Genomic DNA, 15,424 nt, shown 5'->3' on the forward strand with positions numbered 1-15,424 from the left:
TTCGATGCAGGTCGTGAATCGTCGACTCACTGACCGCCGTTAATCGTTGACGCGGCGGGCCAGGCCATTGGCGCTGTCGATCAGCACGCGTCGGTAATCGTCGTAATGGGTGATGGCATCGGCCCTCGGGGCAACGATGCACAGGGTCGCGATGCAGATGCCCTGTTTGTCCTTCACCGGTGCAGCGAAGCAGTGAGTGAACGTGTCGGCAATGCTATTGAAGGAGAAAAATCCTTCGTCGTGGGCCTTGCGAATCTCGGCCAGGAAAGTCTCCAGCGGCAGGCGCTGACCGTCTGGCAGGATGAAATCCTCGGGGTCGATCAGGTCGATGATTTGCTGATCACTGAGATGCCCCAGCAGCAAGCGGCCAGAGGCGGTCCATGGAATTGGCGCGTCTTCGCCGATGTCCGAGGAAATCCGGAAATGCCGCGCGCCCTCTTTCATCAGCGCAACCGTGTACTTACGGCCGTTAAGCAGACACATCTGCGCGGTTTCGCGGGTCTGGTCGACGATTTCACTCAGACTGACTTCAGCCTCACGGGTGAAATCGAAATGCCGCAGGTGTGCCTGCCCAAGGAAATACAGCTGACGCCCCAGGTAAACGTGGCCGTCCTTGCCCACGGTTTCCAGGATGCGCCGTTCCAGCAGCGAACTGACCAACTCGTACACCGTCGACTTCGGGCTGCCGATGCCGCTGGCAATTTCATTCGGCCGCAGCGGCGTGCCCTTTTCCTTGAGGAAGTCGAGGATATCGAACGCCCGGTCCAGACCACGGGCCCGGCGTTTGATGGTGTCTTCGGTCATGGTTGCGCTTTCCATTGAGCAGAGTGTCTCTTTTGAAGAAGGCTGGCAGTGTACAGCGGCGACGCGCGCCAGCAGAAGGCCGCGCGCGCGCCGCTTTTATGCCTTCTTCTTGTAGGCAATACAGTCGATCTCGACCTTGCAGTCGACCATCATGTTCGCCTGCACACAGGCGCGGGCCGGGGCGTGTTCCGGCTTGAAGTATTCGCCGAATACCTTGTTGAAGCTCCAGAAGTCCCGAGGGTCCTCCAGCCACACACCCACGCGTACCACGTCTTCGAGGGCGTAACCGGCTTCGGTCAGAATCGCCACCAGGTTCTTCATGGTCTGATGGGTCTGTTCGACGATGCCGCCGACGATGACTTCACCGTCCAGAGCGGGCACCTGACCGGAAACATGCAGCCAGCCGTCAGCCTCCACGGCGCGGGCGAAAGGACGTGGCTGGCCGCCACCTGCGGTGCTGCCTGCACCGTAACGAGTAATGCTCATGAAAAATCTCCTTTGGTTGAGCGTTTAAAAACGAATGTTCTTGAGGAATTCGCTCAAGCGCGCCGACTTCGGCTGCTCGAACAATGTCTTGGGAGAGCCCTGCTCTTCGATGCGGCCCTGGTTCATGAAAACGATCTGATCCGACACCTCGTAGGCGAAGCGCATCTCGTGGGTGACAAGGAGCATGGTCATGCCCTCTTCCGCCAATCCCTTGATCACGCTGAGCACTTCGCCGACCAGTTCGGGGTCCAGCGCCGAGGTCACTTCATCGAACAACATGAGGCTCGGATTCATGGCGATGGCGCGGGCAATCGCCACACGCTGTTGTTGACCACCGGACAACTGGCCCGGGTAGTGATTACGACGTTCCAGCAGGCCAACACGTTCCAGCCACTTTTCCGCCAGCGCCACGGCCTGATCTTTCGGCAGCTTCTTGACCTTGAGCAGACCCAGGGTCACGTTCTGCAACGCCGTCAGGTGCGGGAACAGGTTGAATTGCTGAAACGCCATACCGGTCATGGCCCGGTGCTGGGCGATGACTTTTTCCGGGTGCCGCACACGCTTGCCGTTGACGTCGCTGTACCCGATGTCCTGGCCCTCAAGGCGAATGTGGCCGCCCTGAAACTCCTCCAGCAGGTTCACGCAACGCAGCAGCGTCGTCTTGCCCGATCCGCTGGAGCCGATCAGGGTCACCACGTTGCCCTTGTTCATCTTCAGATCCACGCCCTTGAGCACTTCAACGGGGCCGTAGGATTTGTGCAGCCCTTCGATGCTCAACAGAGCCGTGGCGGCGGTCGCGGTTTGAGTCTGTGTCATGGCAAGGCCACCCGTTTTTCGATTTGCCGCCCAAGAAGCTCGATGGCGTAGTTGATGACGAAGAAGAGAAATCCGGCGAACAGGTAAAACTGCAGGGTCATGAAATTGCGTGCGATGACCTGTTGCGTGCTGAGCAGTAATTCGGCCACGCCGATCACCGACAACAAGGTCGAAGCCTTGACGATTTCTGTGGACGAGTTGACCCAGGTCGGCAGGATTTGCCGCAGCGCCTGCGGCAGCAGCACGTAACTGAGGGACTGACTGAACGTCAGGCCGATTGCCTTGCCCGCTTCCAGTTGCCCCCGAGGGATGGCCTGCAACGAGCCGCGCACGATCTCGGCCACATGGGAGCCGCAGAACAGTGTCAGCCCCAATGCGCCAGCACTGAACGCTGTGATCTGCCAGCCCAGCGCAGGTGACATATAGAAGCAGGCCAGCACCAGCACGAAAACCGGCGTGCCGCGAATCAGGTCGACGTAGCAGCGAAACGGCAGACGTGCCCACAGCTTGCCGTAGGTCAGGATCAGCCCGGCAAACACGCCGATCACGGTGCCGAAGACGATCGCCAGACCCGCGCACTGCACGCTGGTGAGGAAGCCGTTCCACAGTGCCTCGCGGGCGATCCACAGTTCATGCAGCCAGGTAGGTTGTTCGTACATGTCAGGGGCCTCCTAGCGGCGAATCGCCAAGCGCTGTTCGAGGTAGCGCAAGAGCATGGCGATGAGGTAACAGGCCGCGACATACAACGCCGTGGTCACCAGCCAGGTTTCGATCACCCGGTAGCTTTCGACGTTGATCTTGCGCGCGTAGTAGGTCAGTTCCGGCACCGCGATGGCAGCCGCCAGCGAGGTGTCCTTGAACAGTGAAATGAAGTTGTTCGACAGCGCTGGCAGCACGTTGCGCAGCATCACCGGCACGATGATGTAAGCGCGTACCTGCCACTCGCCCAGACCAATCGCCAATCCGGCCTCACGCTGGCCCTTGTGAATACTCAACAGGCCGGCGCGAAATACTTCGGTCAGGTACGCCCCCGCATACAGCGACAGGGTGACGATGAACGAAGGGATCTTGTCCATGCGGATGCCCAGGCTCGGCAAGGCGAAGTAGATCAACAGGATCAGCACCAGGATCGGCGTATTGCGGATCACCGTGACGTATACCGACGACACCACGCGCAGGGCGCGGTATCGGGAGAGCATCGCGAACGCGGCCATCAGGCCGATCACGCAGCCGATGGCGATGGAGATCAGCGCCAGTTCAAGGCCTAGCCCCAGCCCCGCCAGCAGACTGGGGAAATCCCGCCAGACGGCTGCAAAGTTCAACTGATAATTCATGGTCAGCAGTACCTGGGACGGGAAGACGCCACGGCCTTCCCTGCCCCGTCAATTGGGACGTAGTGCAAACAGACGCCTTACTTGTATTCCATCGGGAAGCCAATGGCCGGAGTCGGCAGATCCACGCCGAACCACTTCTTGAAGGATTGCGCGTAGGTCGGGAATTCCACGCCAGTCATGGCTTCATGCAAGGCGGTGTTGACGAAGTTCAGCCAGTCCTGATCGCCACGCTTGACAGCACAGGCGTAGGTTTGCGGGCTCCAGGCGAAGGCCGGGGAGCGATAGCGGCCCGGGTTCTGCACCATCAGGTACTTGACCGAAGACTGGTCGGTGGCGGCGGCATCGGCACGACCGGAGTTGATGGCCTGGTACATCAGATCGACGCTGTCGTACTGATCGACCTTGGCTTTAGGCAGGGCCTGATGCACCAGCTCCTCGGCGTAGACGTTCTGCAGCACGGCAACGGTTACGCCATCACCCGCCGCTTTAAGGTCGTCAATTTCCTTGTATTTGCTGTTGGTCGGCAGCAACAGCGCCACGCCTTCTCGGTAGTAAGGCAGCGTGAAGGCGACCTGCTGCGCCCGGCTGGCGGTCACGGTGATGAACTGGCAGCTCATGTCGACTTTGTCAGTCAGCAAGTTCGGGATCCGTGCATCGGAGGACTGCACCACGAACTCGACCTTGGTCGGGTCGTTGAACAAGCCTTTGGCGACGATGCGCGCGATGTCGATATCGAACCCCTGCAACTTGCCGTCAGCGCCCTGGAAATGCCAAGGGGCGTTGGTGCTTCCGGTGCCGACGACGAGATGTCCGCGCTGCAGCACGCTGTCGAGCTTGCTGTCAGCTGCTTGAGCAGTACCGGCCAAAGTGGCCGTGGCCACCAGAACGAACGCACAAGCTTTTAAAAAAGAAGGTCCGCGATGCATGTGATGAACTCCGCCGAGAAGATGTATATTCCGCTATACCGGAACTGAGCATGTAACAACGGAATTAACAGCAGAAAGTGTGCCACAGAACGACGGCGAAAAAACAGCACAGGAAAAGCTTGCAATATCAAAGGGCTGGCAGAAACCTGGGATGCATGACGTCAATCAGAAAGAGCGCAAGCCGCTACTGCTCGCCACAAACGGCTGAGTACCCGGGCCCCACTGTTGTGCGCAGCGCGCCACAAACGGGCAACATCTGATGCGTGTCAGTGCCGGAACTTGGGAGCTGTATCGCGTGAAACGGCCTTCGAAGATGGTCTCCTGACCCGGCCCCTGACCGTTCGTCACACTGAGGGCACAATGGCATCGCATCAGGTGCCAAAGGTCGTGAGATGTCTCTTCAGCTGGGAGATACACCATGATCAAGTCAAAACGATCAACGCTGTGGCTGGCGGCGATGCTGCTATTCAGTACCCCATTGCCGATGATGACGACCGTCGCCGCAGCCTCCGAATCCGCGGGCTCCGCCCTGCCGCCTGGCGTGAACCCTTCATCACCGGCAGGAGGTAATGGCGGCGATGCCCAAGGTATGGATAAGAAGCCGGTCAACCCCCCACCGCCCGGTTCCGACGACAAGGCCAAACCCTCGGGGCATTCAACTGAGCAGGCACCCGCTCAGAAAAAGACTGAACACAAAAAATCTGCGACGCACAAAACGAGCGCCACCCATCCGCAGCCAACTCAATAAGTCTCTGACTTGTCACAACGTCTGGCTCACCTGACTGCTATGGTTCAGACAGGACGTTGCTGTACTAAAAACAAGGGAACATTGGCACCGTAAATGCTTCAAAGCCTTTTATGAAGCTTTTGTGACACTGGCGTGACGACTATAGCGTCGCGTGCATCTCACACGTTGTACGGTGGAGGGAACACCCAATGAAAGAACGAGCCACAGTGATCTGCAGACGGGACAACGAAATCCTGTATGTGCGCAAAACCAAGGCCCGTTGGACGTTGCCGGGTGGCAAGGTCGAGGCCAACGAGTCTCCGGCACAAGCCGCAGCTCGTGAACTTCGCGAGGAGACGGGTCTGATTCTCGCAGATCTGTCCTATGTGACGCGGTTCGAAGGTGGAGAAGTGCTTCACCACGTCTTCGAGGTCTCCGTGACGTTCATGGCCACCCCGTCACCGAAGAATGAAATTGCCGATTGCAGATGGTTTACTGCCAAGGAGCTCGGCGCGCAGAAGGTCAATCCATCTGCGAAATCGATCGTCAAAGCCTTCTTGAGTGATGCGATTCCGTGACCACCTTCTCAGGGCGCTTCACGTCACCTGTCTTGATCGACGCCGCGGGTGCATCAAGCTTTTGAAAACCGCACTGACCGAAACCCATACCAGCGCCAGCGTCCCCGTTGCCACAATAGTCTTGTGCTCGCGCAGTACCCCCAGTTGTTCCGCCGGTGCGTGGTAGGTCATGAATCCGGCCAACGCCGCAGCCATCGCGCTTGAGCAGGACGTGGCGATAATCAAAGCGTGAGCCAGGTCGGGTTTCTGCCTGTAGAAAAGTGCGCTGCCTATATACATCGATACCAAAAGCGCACTCACGAAAAACGAATATTCGAACTGCTCTGCGCTCATGTCGCAGGCCTCAGAAGTCCCGGGACTTGAGCACATGCAGGGCAAAAGCCGCTCCAAGTGCTGCGCCCACTGCCGAACTTCCAAATCCCGGTATCAGCATGTTGGCCACTGAGGCGGAACCCGCAGTCAGGGCGATCATTCGAACGTCCATGAGGCGAGACATCAGCGGGCGGGAAGTAGAATCACGAGTGCAATTGGCTGGCATTGTCGAGTCCGTCCATGTGAAGTGATCGAGAGGCACGCAACGTGCCGACAAGTGCCACGGATTCTGGTACGACATTGACCGCTTCGCAATCCAGGGACAGCAGAACCAGACGATTCCTACACCTCCATCACCTGGCACACCAGCGCGCCATGATTTCCATGAGATAGCGCTTATATAGGACCGTCGAGCAAGCGCGGGATGTAGATCAACTCGACCGGTGTTACAATCGCGCACTTTACGTCAGCACTGAGCGTCCCGAACGTATATCGGCGGCGCCAACACGACACGCACCATCCCTATGCGACCATGCACGGGTTGGCAGGCATGAACCCTTCGTTCACTGCCAGGCCACTTGAAGATGGCGTCGAAATACTGCTTTGCACCTTTGCCAACTGCCGCCGCTCTGCCTCTCAATGGAAGGCGGTAGAGAAGCTGCCGAATCGAATGTGAATCGGCTCGAAACCGGCTCAGGGATGAAGGCGACTCACTCATACATACTTGTAACCCAAGCAGGATAAGCAATTGATTTCCACAGCTAACATCACGATGCAGTTCGGCGCCAAGCCGCTGTTCGAGAACGTTTCGGTCAAATTCAACAACGGCAATCGCTACGGCCTCATCGGCGCCAACGGCTGTGGCAAATCCACTTTCATGAAGATCCTGGGCGGCGATCTGGAGCCGTCGGGCGGTCAGGTGATGCTCGAGCCGAACGTGCGTCTGGGTAAGTTGCGTCAGGATCAGTTCGCCTACGAAGAATTCACCGTGATCGACACCGTGATCATGGGCCACGAGGAGCTGTGGAAGGTCAAGGCCGAGCGCGACCGTATCTACTCGCTGCCAGAGATGAGCGAAGAAGACGGCATGGCCGTTGCCGAGCTCGAAACCGAGTTCGCCGAGATGGACGGCTATACCGCCGAATCTCGCGCAGGCGAGTTGCTGCTGGGTCTGGGTATTCCCCTGGAGCAGCATTCCGGCCCGATGACCGAAGTCGCGCCAGGCTGGAAGCTCCGCGTCCTGCTGGCTCAGGCGCTGTTCTCCAATCCTGAAGTGCTGTTGCTCGACGAACCGACCAACCACCTGGACATCAACACCATCCGCTGGCTGGAAACCATTCTCACGGCGCGTAACAGCACCATGATCATCATTTCCCACGACCGGCACTTCCTTAACAGCGTCTGCACCCACATGGCGGACCTGGATTACGGCGAACTGCGTCTGTTCCCCGGCAACTACGACGAGTACATGACCGCGGCGACCCAATCCCGTGAGCAACTGCTGTCGGACAACGCCAAGAAGAAAGCCCAGATCGCCGAGTTGCAGACCTTCGTCAGCCGCTTTTCGGCCAACGCCTCGAAAGCCAAGCAGGCGACTTCCCGCGCCAAGCAGATCGACAAGATCCAGCTGGCCGAGGTCAAGCCTTCCAGCCGCGTCAGCCCGTTCATTCGCTTCGAGCAGACCAAAAAGCTGCACCGCCAGGCGGTAACCATCGAGCACATGTCCAAGGGCTTCGACGGCAAGACCCTGTTCAAGAATTTCAGCTTCACCGTTGAAGCGGGCGAGCGCGTTGCGATCATCGGCCCGAACGGTATCGGCAAGACCACGCTGCTGCGCACGCTGATGGGCGAACTGACGCCGGATGCGGGTTCGGTGAAGTGGACCGAGAGCGCGGAGCTGGGTTACTACGCTCAGGACCACGCCCATGACTTCGAAGACGACGTCAGCCTGTTCGACTGGATGGGTCAGTGGACGCAGGGCGAGCAGATCATCCGTGGCACGTTGGGCCGCATGTTGTTCTCCAACGACGAGATCCTCAAGTCGGTCAAAGTCATCTCCGGTGGTGAGCAAGGCCGCATGCTGTTCGGCAAGCTGATCCTGCAAAAGCCGAACGTGCTGGTGATGGACGAACCGACCAACCACCTGGACATGGAATCCATCGAGGCGCTGAACCTCGCGCTGGAAAACTACCCAGGCACTTTGATCTTCGTCAGTCATGACCGTGAATTCGTATCGTCCCTGGCCACTCGCATCATCGAGTTGAGCCCGAACGGCGTGACCGACTTCAGCGGCACCTACGATGATTACCTGCGTAGCCAGGGTGTGGTGTTCTAAATCACTGCAGGCTGTAGCTGAAAGCCCCGTCGTTGCGACGGGGCTTTTTTGTGGGTGCTGTCGGCCAGAGGTTATTGGGCGAAGCGTTTATCCCTCACTGAAAACAGCAGCCGAACCTGACCTCAACCGCCCTTCTTACGCTGCTGCCATGCCGCCGCCAGGCCGCTCAGACAGATGATCGCGATCCCCGCCTGGGCGGTGAGCGACGGCGCGTGGTTGAACACGATAAAACCCCACAGCCCGGCAAACACGATCTGGCAATAACCGAACGGCGCCAGCAACGCCGGCGCGGCGAAGCGGAACGCCTGGGTCAACATCAAGTGAGCGACCATCCCGCAGGTGCCCAGTGCCAGCATGAACGGCACATGCTTCCACTCCGGGGATTGCCAGAAAAACGGCACGATGGCGCTCATGAGCAGGCTGTTGAACAGACCGGCGAAGAAGTTGCTAGTGGTCGGGCTGTCGTGGGCAGCCACCAGCCGGGTGAGCAATTGATAACAGGCGAAGCACAGCGCCGAACCCAGTGGCAGCAGCACTGCCGGGGTGAACAGCTCGCCGCCGGGATGGACGATCACCATGACTCCGCTGAAGCCCACCAGTACCGCAATCCACTGGCCGCGGCTGACGTTCTCTTTAAGCAACGGCACCGACAATGCAGTCACCAGCAACGGCGCGAGGAAGTTGACAGCCGTCGCTTCGGCAATCGGGATGAACATCAGGCCGCTGGTGAACAACAGGCTTGTGCCCAGCAGGCAGGCCGCACGCAAAGCCTGCAAGCCCGGACGCTTGGTGCGCAAAACCCGCAACCCCGCCGAGGGCATGAAGATGCAGGCCATCAACGCGGTATGCACCACGTAGCGAATCCACACCACCATCATGATGGGGTAGATGCCAGAGAGGTATTTGGACAGCGTGTCGTGTGTGGAAAACAGAAAGGTCGCAAGGACGATCAGTGCGATGCCTTTGAGAGGCTGGTTGACGCCGGAGAGCGGCGTGCTGGTGGTACTCATCAGCTTTCCTTTGGTCTTGCGTGAGTGCGTGGTCTGTCCATAGCCGCCGCGAGCACGTTGGGTAGACCTGGAAAGAATATAGAAGCCACCGGCAGATAACCAAGCAAACATGAAACATTCTTCAGGTATTCCCGATGGTTCTGGCAGCTATTCCACCGGGCACTGGCAAGTTCCCGATAACGATAACCGCAGGGCATTAAATTAACGCCTAGGAATGTACGAACCGGTTAATTAACGTTCGATTACCGCACCAAACTGCATTCCACCAATTGATCGGCCCCCTTCCCGCCTCGCACCATGGGCCTCAGTTTCGCCTTGCCAATAATTATAAAAAGGTCCAAACGATGCATAGCTCATCTCGTCTCGTCAGCCGTCTTTCGTTCGTCATTTCCGCCAGCGCAATCACCTCTCTGACCGCCCATGCCGAAGGTTTTGTCGACGAGGCCAAAGTCGGTCTGAACCTGCGCAACTTCTTCATCAACCGCAATTTCGTCGACCCGGCCAACGCGCAGAGTGGCGCCCAGGAATGGACGCAAAACTTCATCCTCGATGCCCGCTCCGGCTATACGCCGGGCACAGTAGGGTTTGGCGTCGACGCCTTGGGGCTGTATTCGGTAAAGCTCGATGGCGGCAAGGGATCGGGCGGCACCCAGTTATTGCCGATCCACGATGACGGGCGCCCTGCCGACGATTTTGGACGGCTGGCGGTGGCTGCGAAAGCCAAGGTATCCAACACCGAAATGAAGATCGGCGAGTGGATGCCGGTGCTGCCGATTCTGCGCTCCGATGACGGTCGCTCACTGCCGCAGACTTTTCGTGGCGGGCAGATTACCTCCCGAGAGCTGGCGGGCCTGGCGCTCTACGGTGGGCAGTTCCGCGGCAACAGCCCACGCAACGATGCGAGTATGGAGGACATGTCCATGACCGGCCGCGCGGCGGTCACCTCGGACCGCTTCAATTTTGGCGGCGCCGAGTACAGCTTCAACGACAAGCACACGCAGATCGGCCTGTGGTATGCGCAGTTGGAAGACATCTATCAGCAGAAGTACCTCAACCTGATTCACAGCCAGCCGATTGGCGCCTGGACGCTGGGGGCCAATCTCGGATATTTCACCGGCAAGGAAGACGGCAGCGCGCTGGCTGGCGATCTGGACAACCGCACCTGGTCGGCGCTGCTGTCGGCGCGGTATCTGGGCAACACCTTTTATGTCGGCCTGCAGAAAGTCAGCGGCGACAACGCGTGGATGCGCGTCAATGGCACCAGCGGCGGCACCCTGGCCAACGACAGCTACAACTCCAGCTTCGACAACGCCAAGGAGAAGTCCTGGCAACTGCGGCATGATTTCGACTTCGCGGTGCTGGGCGTTCCCGGGCTGACGATGATGAATCGCTACATCAAGGGCGACAATGTCCACACGGGCAGCATCACCGATGGCGAGGAATGGGCGCGGGAGTCGGAACTGGCGTACGTGATTCAGGCAGGGAGCCTGAAGAACCTGTCCGTGCGCTGGCGCAACTCGACCATGCGCCGGGATTTCAGCAGCAATCAGTTCGATGAGAACCGGCTGATCGTGAGTTATCCGATTTCGGTTTTGTAAGGCACTGACCTTACAGACGCCTCATCCCTGTAGCACGCCGGAGCGCTACAGGAATGAGGCGTCGAGGCGCGAACCGATCACTCCTCTAAAGACTCGACCCCCAGCTCATTCCACACTTCTTCAGCCAGATGAAACGTCGCATTGGCCGCCGGAATCCCGCAATAGATCGCGCTCTGCATCAGCACTTCCTTGATCTCGTCGCGGGTTACGCCATTGTTTTTCGCGGCACGCAGGTGCAGGCGCAGTTCGCCTTCGCGGTTCATGCCGATCAGCATGGCGATGGTGATCAGGCTTCGGGTATGGCGCGGCAATCCGGGGCGGGTCCAGATGTCGCCCCAGGCATGGCGGGTGATCATTTCCTGAAACTCACCGTTGAACGGCGTGAGCTTTTCCAGGCTGCGGTCGACATGGGCATCGCCCAATACTTCGCGGCGGACTTTCATGCCCGCCTCGTAACGTTGTTTCTCGTCCATTTTCGGTCCAGTCGGATTTATCGAAGGTTGAAAGCCTGATGATCGGCCACCGCGCGCTTGACCCAGCGTTTGGATTGGCCAAGGTAATGGGTTGGATTCAGCAGATTGTCCAGCGCCTGAGACGACAACTGCGCAGTGACCTCCGGCTCGGCACCCAAGACTTCGCGCAGGTGCTTACCCTGCTCAACGGCGCGGCGACAGCATCGCTCGATCAGGTGATGCGCCGCATCGCGCCCCATGCGCTGGGCCAGCGCGATACTGACAGCTTCAGCGAGCACCAGCCCGTGGGTCAGGTCCAGATTCTGCAGCATGCGCTGTGCATCGACTTCAAGGCCGGGGATCACCGCCAACGCCTGCTGCAATGAGCCGGACACCACGCAGCACAGTTCCGGCAACGTCTCCCACTCAGCGTGCCACAGACCCAGGCTGCGCTCGTGCTCCTGCGGCATGGCGCTGAGCATGGTCGCCACCAGCCCAGGGGCACGGGTCGCCGCGCCGATCATCACCGCCGCGCCCACCGGGTTGCGCTTGTGGGGCATGGTCGAGGAACCGCCCTTGCCTGCTGCGGCTGGCTCGAACACTTCTGCGGCCTCGGTCTGCATCATCAGGCTGATGTCGCGGCCGATCTTGCCCAGGCTGCCAGCGACAAGGCCCAGAAAACCGGCGAACTCCACAAGACGATCGCGCTGGGTGTGCCAGGGTTGGTCCGGCAAGTTCAACTTCAGTTCACGGGCCAGGCTCTCGGCAATCGGGAATGCCATCTCGCCCAACGCCGCGAGGCTGCCGGAAGCGCCGCCGAACTGCAGGCACAACAGACGTGGTTTGAGCTCCTTGAGCCGCTGGCGATGTCGGGTGATCGACCCCAGCCAAGCGGCAATCTTCGCGCCAAGGGTGACGGGGGTCGCCTGTTGCAGCCAGGTCCGCCCTGACATCGGCACGCCCGCATGCCGCTGGGCCTGTTGTGCCAGAGCGTCGGCGAGGCTGGCCAGATCCTGCTCCAACAAGCCGACGGCGCTGCGCAATTGCAGCACCAGACCTGAGTCCATCACGTCCTGACTGGTGGCGCCCATGTGTACGTAGCGCTCAGCCGTTTCGTTGCGCGCAGCGATCTGTTTGCCCAGCGCCTTGACCAGCGGAATCGCCGAATTACCGGCATTGCCGATAGCGATGGACAGCTCATCGAAGTCGTAGAGCGAGGCATCGCAGGCGGCGACGATATCGTTCACCACCTCGGTCGGTATCGCGCCGATGGCCGCTTCGGCGCGGGCCAGCGCTGCTTCGAAATCGAGCATGCCCTGCACGCGGCCCTGATCGGAAAAGATCCGGCGCATGGGCTCCTGAGTAAAATATCGGTCGAATAATTGGTTGCCGGGTCTGTTCAACGGACTGCTCCTGACGGCTCGTTCATACGATCCTTACGCATCAACAGTAGCAGCCCGCCTGGCGACGACGAACGGAGAAAAGCCGCCGCCGGCAAGCCGGACTGCTACAGATTTGGCTGGTTCGCGATCAGAAATCGAAGAACACCGTCTCATCGATGCCCTGTACGCGGATGTCAAAACGATAGGCCAACTTGCCGTCGACCGTACACCGTTTGGCGATCAGGGTCTGACGTCGCTGCGGCTGTTCGATCAGGTTCAGCACCGGGTCCACTGCGTTGTTCTGCGCCTCGTCATCGAAATACAGGCGCGTTTGCAGCTGAATATTGATGCCCCGGGCAAACAGCGAGACGTTGACGTGGGGCGCCATGGGCACACCGGCTGCATTGCGTACCACACCCGGCTTGATGGTTTTGACCAGCCATTCGCCCTCGTCGGTGGTGGCGGTGCGACCGAAGCTGTTGAAGGCTTTGCTCAGGTCGTAATCGCAGTCGTAATGGCCGTCGGCGTCGGCCTGCCACAGCTCCAGAAACGAGTCGCGAATCAGATGGCCGTTGCCGTCATAGACGTGCCCCAGCAGCAGGATGTGCTCGCCTGGCGCGTCGGGCCGGGCCATCTCATTCCAGATTTCCTGTTCGCGAGGCGGGTTGCCTGCGGCTTCCAGCGCCAGGCCGATGTGCACGTAAGGGCCGGCGGTCTGTGAAGGGGTTTCCGGCAGAATTTGAACGGGCATGGGCTTCCCTCCTCAGACGTTTTCGAAGTGAGTCTTGCGCTGGCCGCGCAGGACGATATCAAAGCGGTAAGCCAGGCAATCCATCGGATTGGCCATGCTCATGTCCAGCCGCGCAATCAGGCTCTGCACCGCGTCCGGGTCGGCAATCGACTTGACGATAGGGCACATGCCGATCAGCGGATCACCTTCGAAATACAGCTGCGTGATCAGCTTGGTTGAAATCGACGGGCCGCTGATGGAGAAGTGGATGTGCGCCGGGCGCCAGTCATTCGGGCCGTTACGCCACGGGTATGGTCCGGGCTTTACCGTGCGGAAACTGTAGTTGCCATCGCGGTCGGTCAGGCAGCGTCCAACGCCACCGAAATTGGGGTCGAGCGGCGCCAGATAGGCATCCTTCTTGTGCCGATAACGTCCACCGGCATTGGCCTGCCACATCTCCACCAGCGTGTGGGGAACGGGTTTGCCGTACTGATCGATGACTCGACCGGCGACGATGATGCGCTCGCCAATGGGCAAACCGCCGTTGTCGAAGTTGAGCAGTAAATCGGCATCGTGACGGCCGAATTGCAGGTGCGTGAAGTCGGGGCCACTGGTTTCGGAGATCGACTGCGGGATGCTGACCAGCGCCTGGCGCGGTGAGCGCAGGATCGAGGTCTTGTAATCAGGGGTCAGGGCTTTGGGGTGCCAATTACGGTCGCGAATGGCGAAACGGCTGTCGTGGGCGTCGGACATGCCGGTCTCCTTTTGTAGTTATGGGAGGTCTGCGGCTGCTCCATGGCGTTTCAGGCAACAAAGGAGCAGGCGATAGCGCAGTGTCCCGCGCAATCGACCTCGACAAAACTGAAAAAAACACAAGCATTCATAACCAAACGGTTATGGATAGGCGCCTTCGCGATAGGCTTGCCCGACCTCCCGCAACACATCCACGCACCATTGCGCGGCAATCGATAACGGCAACGCGGGGTTGCTGCACAGGCCGACCGAACCGCCCGGCTCGCGTATCCCCAGCTCAAGTTCTACCAGTTCGCCTCGGCTCAGATCCTGGCGCACCGCGTCGAACGGCGCGATCCACACCGCGTCGCTGCATTGCACGTAGCGTCGGCTCAGCGTCAGCGAGAGGGTTTCCAGACGCTGGCGCGGCGGGCTGATGCCGTGCTGCACGAACAGGCTGTCGGCGAACTTGCGGATGGTGGTGCCCGCCAGCGGCAACACCAGCGGGAAGTCTTCAAGCGTTGGGCGATTGTCATTGTTGGCGAGCAGCGGATGGCCATCGCGCACCACCAAAGTCATCGACTCGCTGTACAGGTGTTCGAAGCTCAGGCCGAGAATCTGCGGGCTGTCGGTCATGCGTCCTACCACCAGATCCAGCTCGCCCAGACGCAGTTGCGAGAGCAGATAGGCACTCGGTCCGGTGGCGACGCTGACCACCAGTGCCGGATGCCGGGCGTGCAGACGGCAGATCACTTCCGGAACCAGCAGGCTTTCCACGGTCGACAACACGCCCAGGCGCACCGTCACCGGCTCGTGCTCACCGGAACGCAAGCTGTGCACCCCTTCGCGCAGCGCCTGAACGCTGGGCCCGGCATAGCGCATGAATGCCACACCGGCTTCGGTCAACGCCGCTCCGCTCTTGCTGCGCACGAACAGGTTGGCGCAGAGCAGGGTTTCCAGTTCCTTGAGGGTTTTGGACAAGGCCGGCTGGCTGATCGCAAGCTTGTCCGAGGCTTTGGCCAGACTGCCCTGGCGCGCGACCTCAAGGAAACACAGCAGATGACGAAACTTGATGCGGGTGTCGATGTTCAAGGGGGAAGCGGCCTCAGTATCCAATGACTACCGGATTGATAGGGCAAGCGCAGAAACCGTGAGAGGAAGCTTGCTCGCGAATGCAGTGTGTCATTAAACCTTGAATCAGA

At 59.7% G+C, this 15,424-nt stretch carries 18 protein-coding genes; 4 read left to right on the forward strand and 14 right to left on the reverse strand.

What is annotated here, in order from left to right; translation table 11 throughout:
- Positions 1-39: 39 nt before the first annotated feature.
- The 6 genes from BWR59_RS23965 to BWR59_RS23990 all read right to left on the reverse strand — a co-directional run bounded on the left by BWR59_RS23965 (position 40) and on the right by BWR59_RS23990 (position 4,366).
- Positions 40-804, reverse strand: coding sequence for an IclR family transcriptional regulator (locus tag BWR59_RS23965; RefSeq protein WP_081568401.1), 765 nt, complete (start codon positions 802-804; stop codon positions 40-42).
- 96 nt (positions 805-900) lie between these two features.
- Positions 901-1,290, reverse strand: a complete 390-nt coding sequence (locus BWR59_RS23970) for a RidA family protein (protein ID WP_081568123.1) — start codon at positions 1,288-1,290, stop codon at positions 901-903.
- 24 nt (positions 1,291-1,314) lie between these two features.
- Positions 1,315-2,106 (reverse strand): amino acid ABC transporter ATP-binding protein, encoded by a 792-nt coding sequence (locus BWR59_RS23975; RefSeq protein ID WP_081568124.1) that lies wholly within the window; start codon positions 2,104-2,106, stop codon positions 1,315-1,317.
- Positions 2,103-2,765 carry an amino acid ABC transporter permease gene (locus BWR59_RS23980; RefSeq protein ID WP_081568125.1) on the reverse strand — a complete coding sequence of 221 codons (663 nt, stop codon included), beginning with the start codon at positions 2,763-2,765 and terminating at the stop codon, positions 2,103-2,105. The genes BWR59_RS23975 and BWR59_RS23980 overlap by 4 nt, the downstream gene beginning before the upstream one ends.
- A 12-nt stretch (positions 2,766-2,777) precedes the next feature.
- Complete coding sequence (locus BWR59_RS23985; protein WP_081568126.1) at positions 2,778-3,440, reverse strand: amino acid ABC transporter permease; 663 nt, start codon at positions 3,438-3,440, stop codon at positions 2,778-2,780.
- A gap of 77 nt (positions 3,441-3,517) precedes the next feature.
- Positions 3,518-4,366 carry a transporter substrate-binding domain-containing protein gene (locus BWR59_RS23990; protein WP_081568127.1) on the reverse strand — a complete coding sequence of 283 codons (849 nt, stop codon included), beginning with the start codon at positions 4,364-4,366 and terminating at the stop codon, positions 3,518-3,520.
- 418 nt (positions 4,367-4,784) lie between these two features.
- Between BWR59_RS23990 and BWR59_RS23995 the strand changes: the two genes are divergently transcribed.
- Both BWR59_RS23995 and BWR59_RS24000 read left to right on the forward strand, forming a co-directional pair.
- Positions 4,785-5,114, forward strand: coding sequence for a hypothetical protein (locus BWR59_RS23995; RefSeq protein ID WP_081568128.1), 330 nt, complete (start codon positions 4,785-4,787; stop codon positions 5,112-5,114).
- Between the two features lie 188 nt (positions 5,115-5,302).
- Complete coding sequence (locus BWR59_RS24000) at positions 5,303-5,671, forward strand: NUDIX hydrolase (protein WP_081568129.1); 369 nt, start codon at positions 5,303-5,305, stop codon at positions 5,669-5,671.
- Between the two features lie 18 nt (positions 5,672-5,689).
- On the opposite strand, the gene BWR59_RS24005 is transcribed toward BWR59_RS24000, so the two are convergent.
- Entirely contained in the window at positions 5,690-6,004 is a 315-nt protein-coding gene (locus tag BWR59_RS24005; protein WP_081568130.1) for a hypothetical protein, read from the reverse strand.
- Between the two features lie 10 nt (positions 6,005-6,014).
- Entirely contained in the window at positions 6,015-6,143 is a 129-nt protein-coding gene (locus BWR59_RS33065) for a hypothetical protein (protein ID WP_269140371.1), read from the reverse strand.
- Positions 6,144-6,731: 588 nt separating this feature from the next.
- On the opposite strand from BWR59_RS33065, the gene BWR59_RS24010 reads away from it, so the two are divergent.
- Positions 6,732-8,318 (forward strand): ABC-F family ATPase, encoded by a 1,587-nt coding sequence (locus tag BWR59_RS24010; protein WP_081568131.1) that lies wholly within the window; start codon positions 6,732-6,734, stop codon positions 8,316-8,318.
- Between the two features lie 122 nt (positions 8,319-8,440).
- Here BWR59_RS24010 and BWR59_RS24015 read toward each other — a convergent pair whose 3' ends face one another.
- Complete coding sequence (locus BWR59_RS24015; protein ID WP_081568132.1) at positions 8,441-9,328, reverse strand: DMT family transporter; 888 nt, start codon at positions 9,326-9,328, stop codon at positions 8,441-8,443.
- Positions 9,329-9,672: 344 nt separating this feature from the next.
- Here BWR59_RS24015 and BWR59_RS24020 point away from each other — a divergent pair, with 344 nt between their 5' ends.
- Positions 9,673-10,926 (forward strand): OprD family porin, encoded by a 1,254-nt coding sequence (locus BWR59_RS24020; protein ID WP_081568133.1) that lies wholly within the window; start codon positions 9,673-9,675, stop codon positions 10,924-10,926.
- A 77-nt stretch (positions 10,927-11,003) separates the two neighbouring features.
- Here BWR59_RS24020 and pcaC read toward each other — a convergent pair whose 3' ends face one another.
- The 5 genes from pcaC to pcaQ all read right to left on the reverse strand — a co-directional run bounded on the left by pcaC (position 11,004) and on the right by pcaQ (position 15,314).
- The gene (gene pcaC, locus BWR59_RS24025) at positions 11,004-11,399 is read right to left on the reverse strand and encodes a 4-carboxymuconolactone decarboxylase (RefSeq protein WP_081568134.1); all 396 of its coding nucleotides are present in this window, start codon (positions 11,397-11,399) and stop codon (positions 11,004-11,006) included.
- Between the two features lie 17 nt (positions 11,400-11,416).
- A complete protein-coding gene (locus BWR59_RS24030) occupies positions 11,417-12,781 on the reverse strand; it encodes a 3-carboxy-cis,cis-muconate cycloisomerase (protein WP_081568135.1) in 1,365 nt (454 codons plus the stop codon).
- Positions 12,782-12,908: 127 nt separating this feature from the next.
- Positions 12,909-13,511 (reverse strand): protocatechuate 3,4-dioxygenase subunit alpha, encoded by a 603-nt coding sequence (gene pcaG / locus BWR59_RS24035; protein ID WP_081568136.1) that lies wholly within the window; start codon positions 13,509-13,511, stop codon positions 12,909-12,911.
- Positions 13,512-13,523: 12 nt separating this feature from the next.
- On the reverse strand, positions 13,524-14,243 hold the full coding sequence (gene pcaH, locus BWR59_RS24040; protein ID WP_081568137.1) for a protocatechuate 3,4-dioxygenase subunit beta: 720 nt from the start codon (positions 14,241-14,243) through the stop codon (positions 13,524-13,526).
- A gap of 141 nt (positions 14,244-14,384) precedes the next feature.
- Positions 14,385-15,314: a pca operon transcription factor PcaQ gene (gene pcaQ, locus BWR59_RS24045; RefSeq protein WP_081568138.1), complete on the reverse strand. Its 930-nt coding sequence runs from the start codon at positions 15,312-15,314 to the stop codon at positions 14,385-14,387.
- Between the last annotated feature and the right edge of the window lie 110 nt (positions 15,315-15,424).

This window comes from Pseudomonas sp. Bc-h (assembly GCF_002080045.1).
Lineage (GTDB): Bacteria > Pseudomonadota > Gammaproteobacteria > Pseudomonadales > Pseudomonadaceae > Aquipseudomonas.

Coding starts and splice junctions, on each gene's coding strand:
- pcaC (WP_081568134.1), bottom strand. CDS start 11,399: ATGGACGAGAAACAACGTTACGAGGCGGGCATGAAAGTCCGCCGCGAA.
- BWR59_RS24000 (WP_081568129.1), top strand. CDS start 5,303: ATGAAAGAACGAGCCACAGTGATCTGCAGACGGGACAACGAAATCCTG.
- BWR59_RS23975 (WP_081568124.1), bottom strand. CDS start 2,106: ATGACACAGACTCAAACCGCGACCGCCGCCACGGCTCTGTTGAGCATC.
- BWR59_RS33065 (WP_269140371.1), bottom strand. CDS start 6,143: ATGATCGCCCTGACTGCGGGTTCCGCCTCAGTGGCCAACATGCTGATA.
- BWR59_RS23970 (WP_081568123.1), bottom strand. CDS start 1,290: ATGAGCATTACTCGTTACGGTGCAGGCAGCACCGCAGGTGGCGGCCAG.
- BWR59_RS24020 (WP_081568133.1), top strand. CDS start 9,673: ATGCATAGCTCATCTCGTCTCGTCAGCCGTCTTTCGTTCGTCATTTCC.
- BWR59_RS23990 (WP_081568127.1), bottom strand. CDS start 4,366: ATGCATCGCGGACCTTCTTTTTTAAAAGCTTGTGCGTTCGTTCTGGTG.
- pcaG (WP_081568136.1), bottom strand. CDS start 13,511: ATGCCCGTTCAAATTCTGCCGGAAACCCCTTCACAGACCGCCGGCCCT.
- BWR59_RS24005 (WP_081568130.1), bottom strand. CDS start 6,004: ATGAGCGCAGAGCAGTTCGAATATTCGTTTTTCGTGAGTGCGCTTTTG.
- BWR59_RS23995 (WP_081568128.1), top strand. CDS start 4,785: ATGATCAAGTCAAAACGATCAACGCTGTGGCTGGCGGCGATGCTGCTA.
- BWR59_RS24015 (WP_081568132.1), bottom strand. CDS start 9,328: ATGAGTACCACCAGCACGCCGCTCTCCGGCGTCAACCAGCCTCTCAAA.
- BWR59_RS23980 (WP_081568125.1), bottom strand. CDS start 2,765: ATGTACGAACAACCTACCTGGCTGCATGAACTGTGGATCGCCCGCGAG.
- pcaH (WP_081568137.1), bottom strand. CDS start 14,243: ATGTCCGACGCCCACGACAGCCGTTTCGCCATTCGCGACCGTAATTGG.
- BWR59_RS23985 (WP_081568126.1), bottom strand. CDS start 3,440: ATGAATTATCAGTTGAACTTTGCAGCCGTCTGGCGGGATTTCCCCAGT.
- BWR59_RS23965 (WP_081568401.1), bottom strand. CDS start 804: ATGACCGAAGACACCATCAAACGCCGGGCCCGTGGTCTGGACCGGGCG.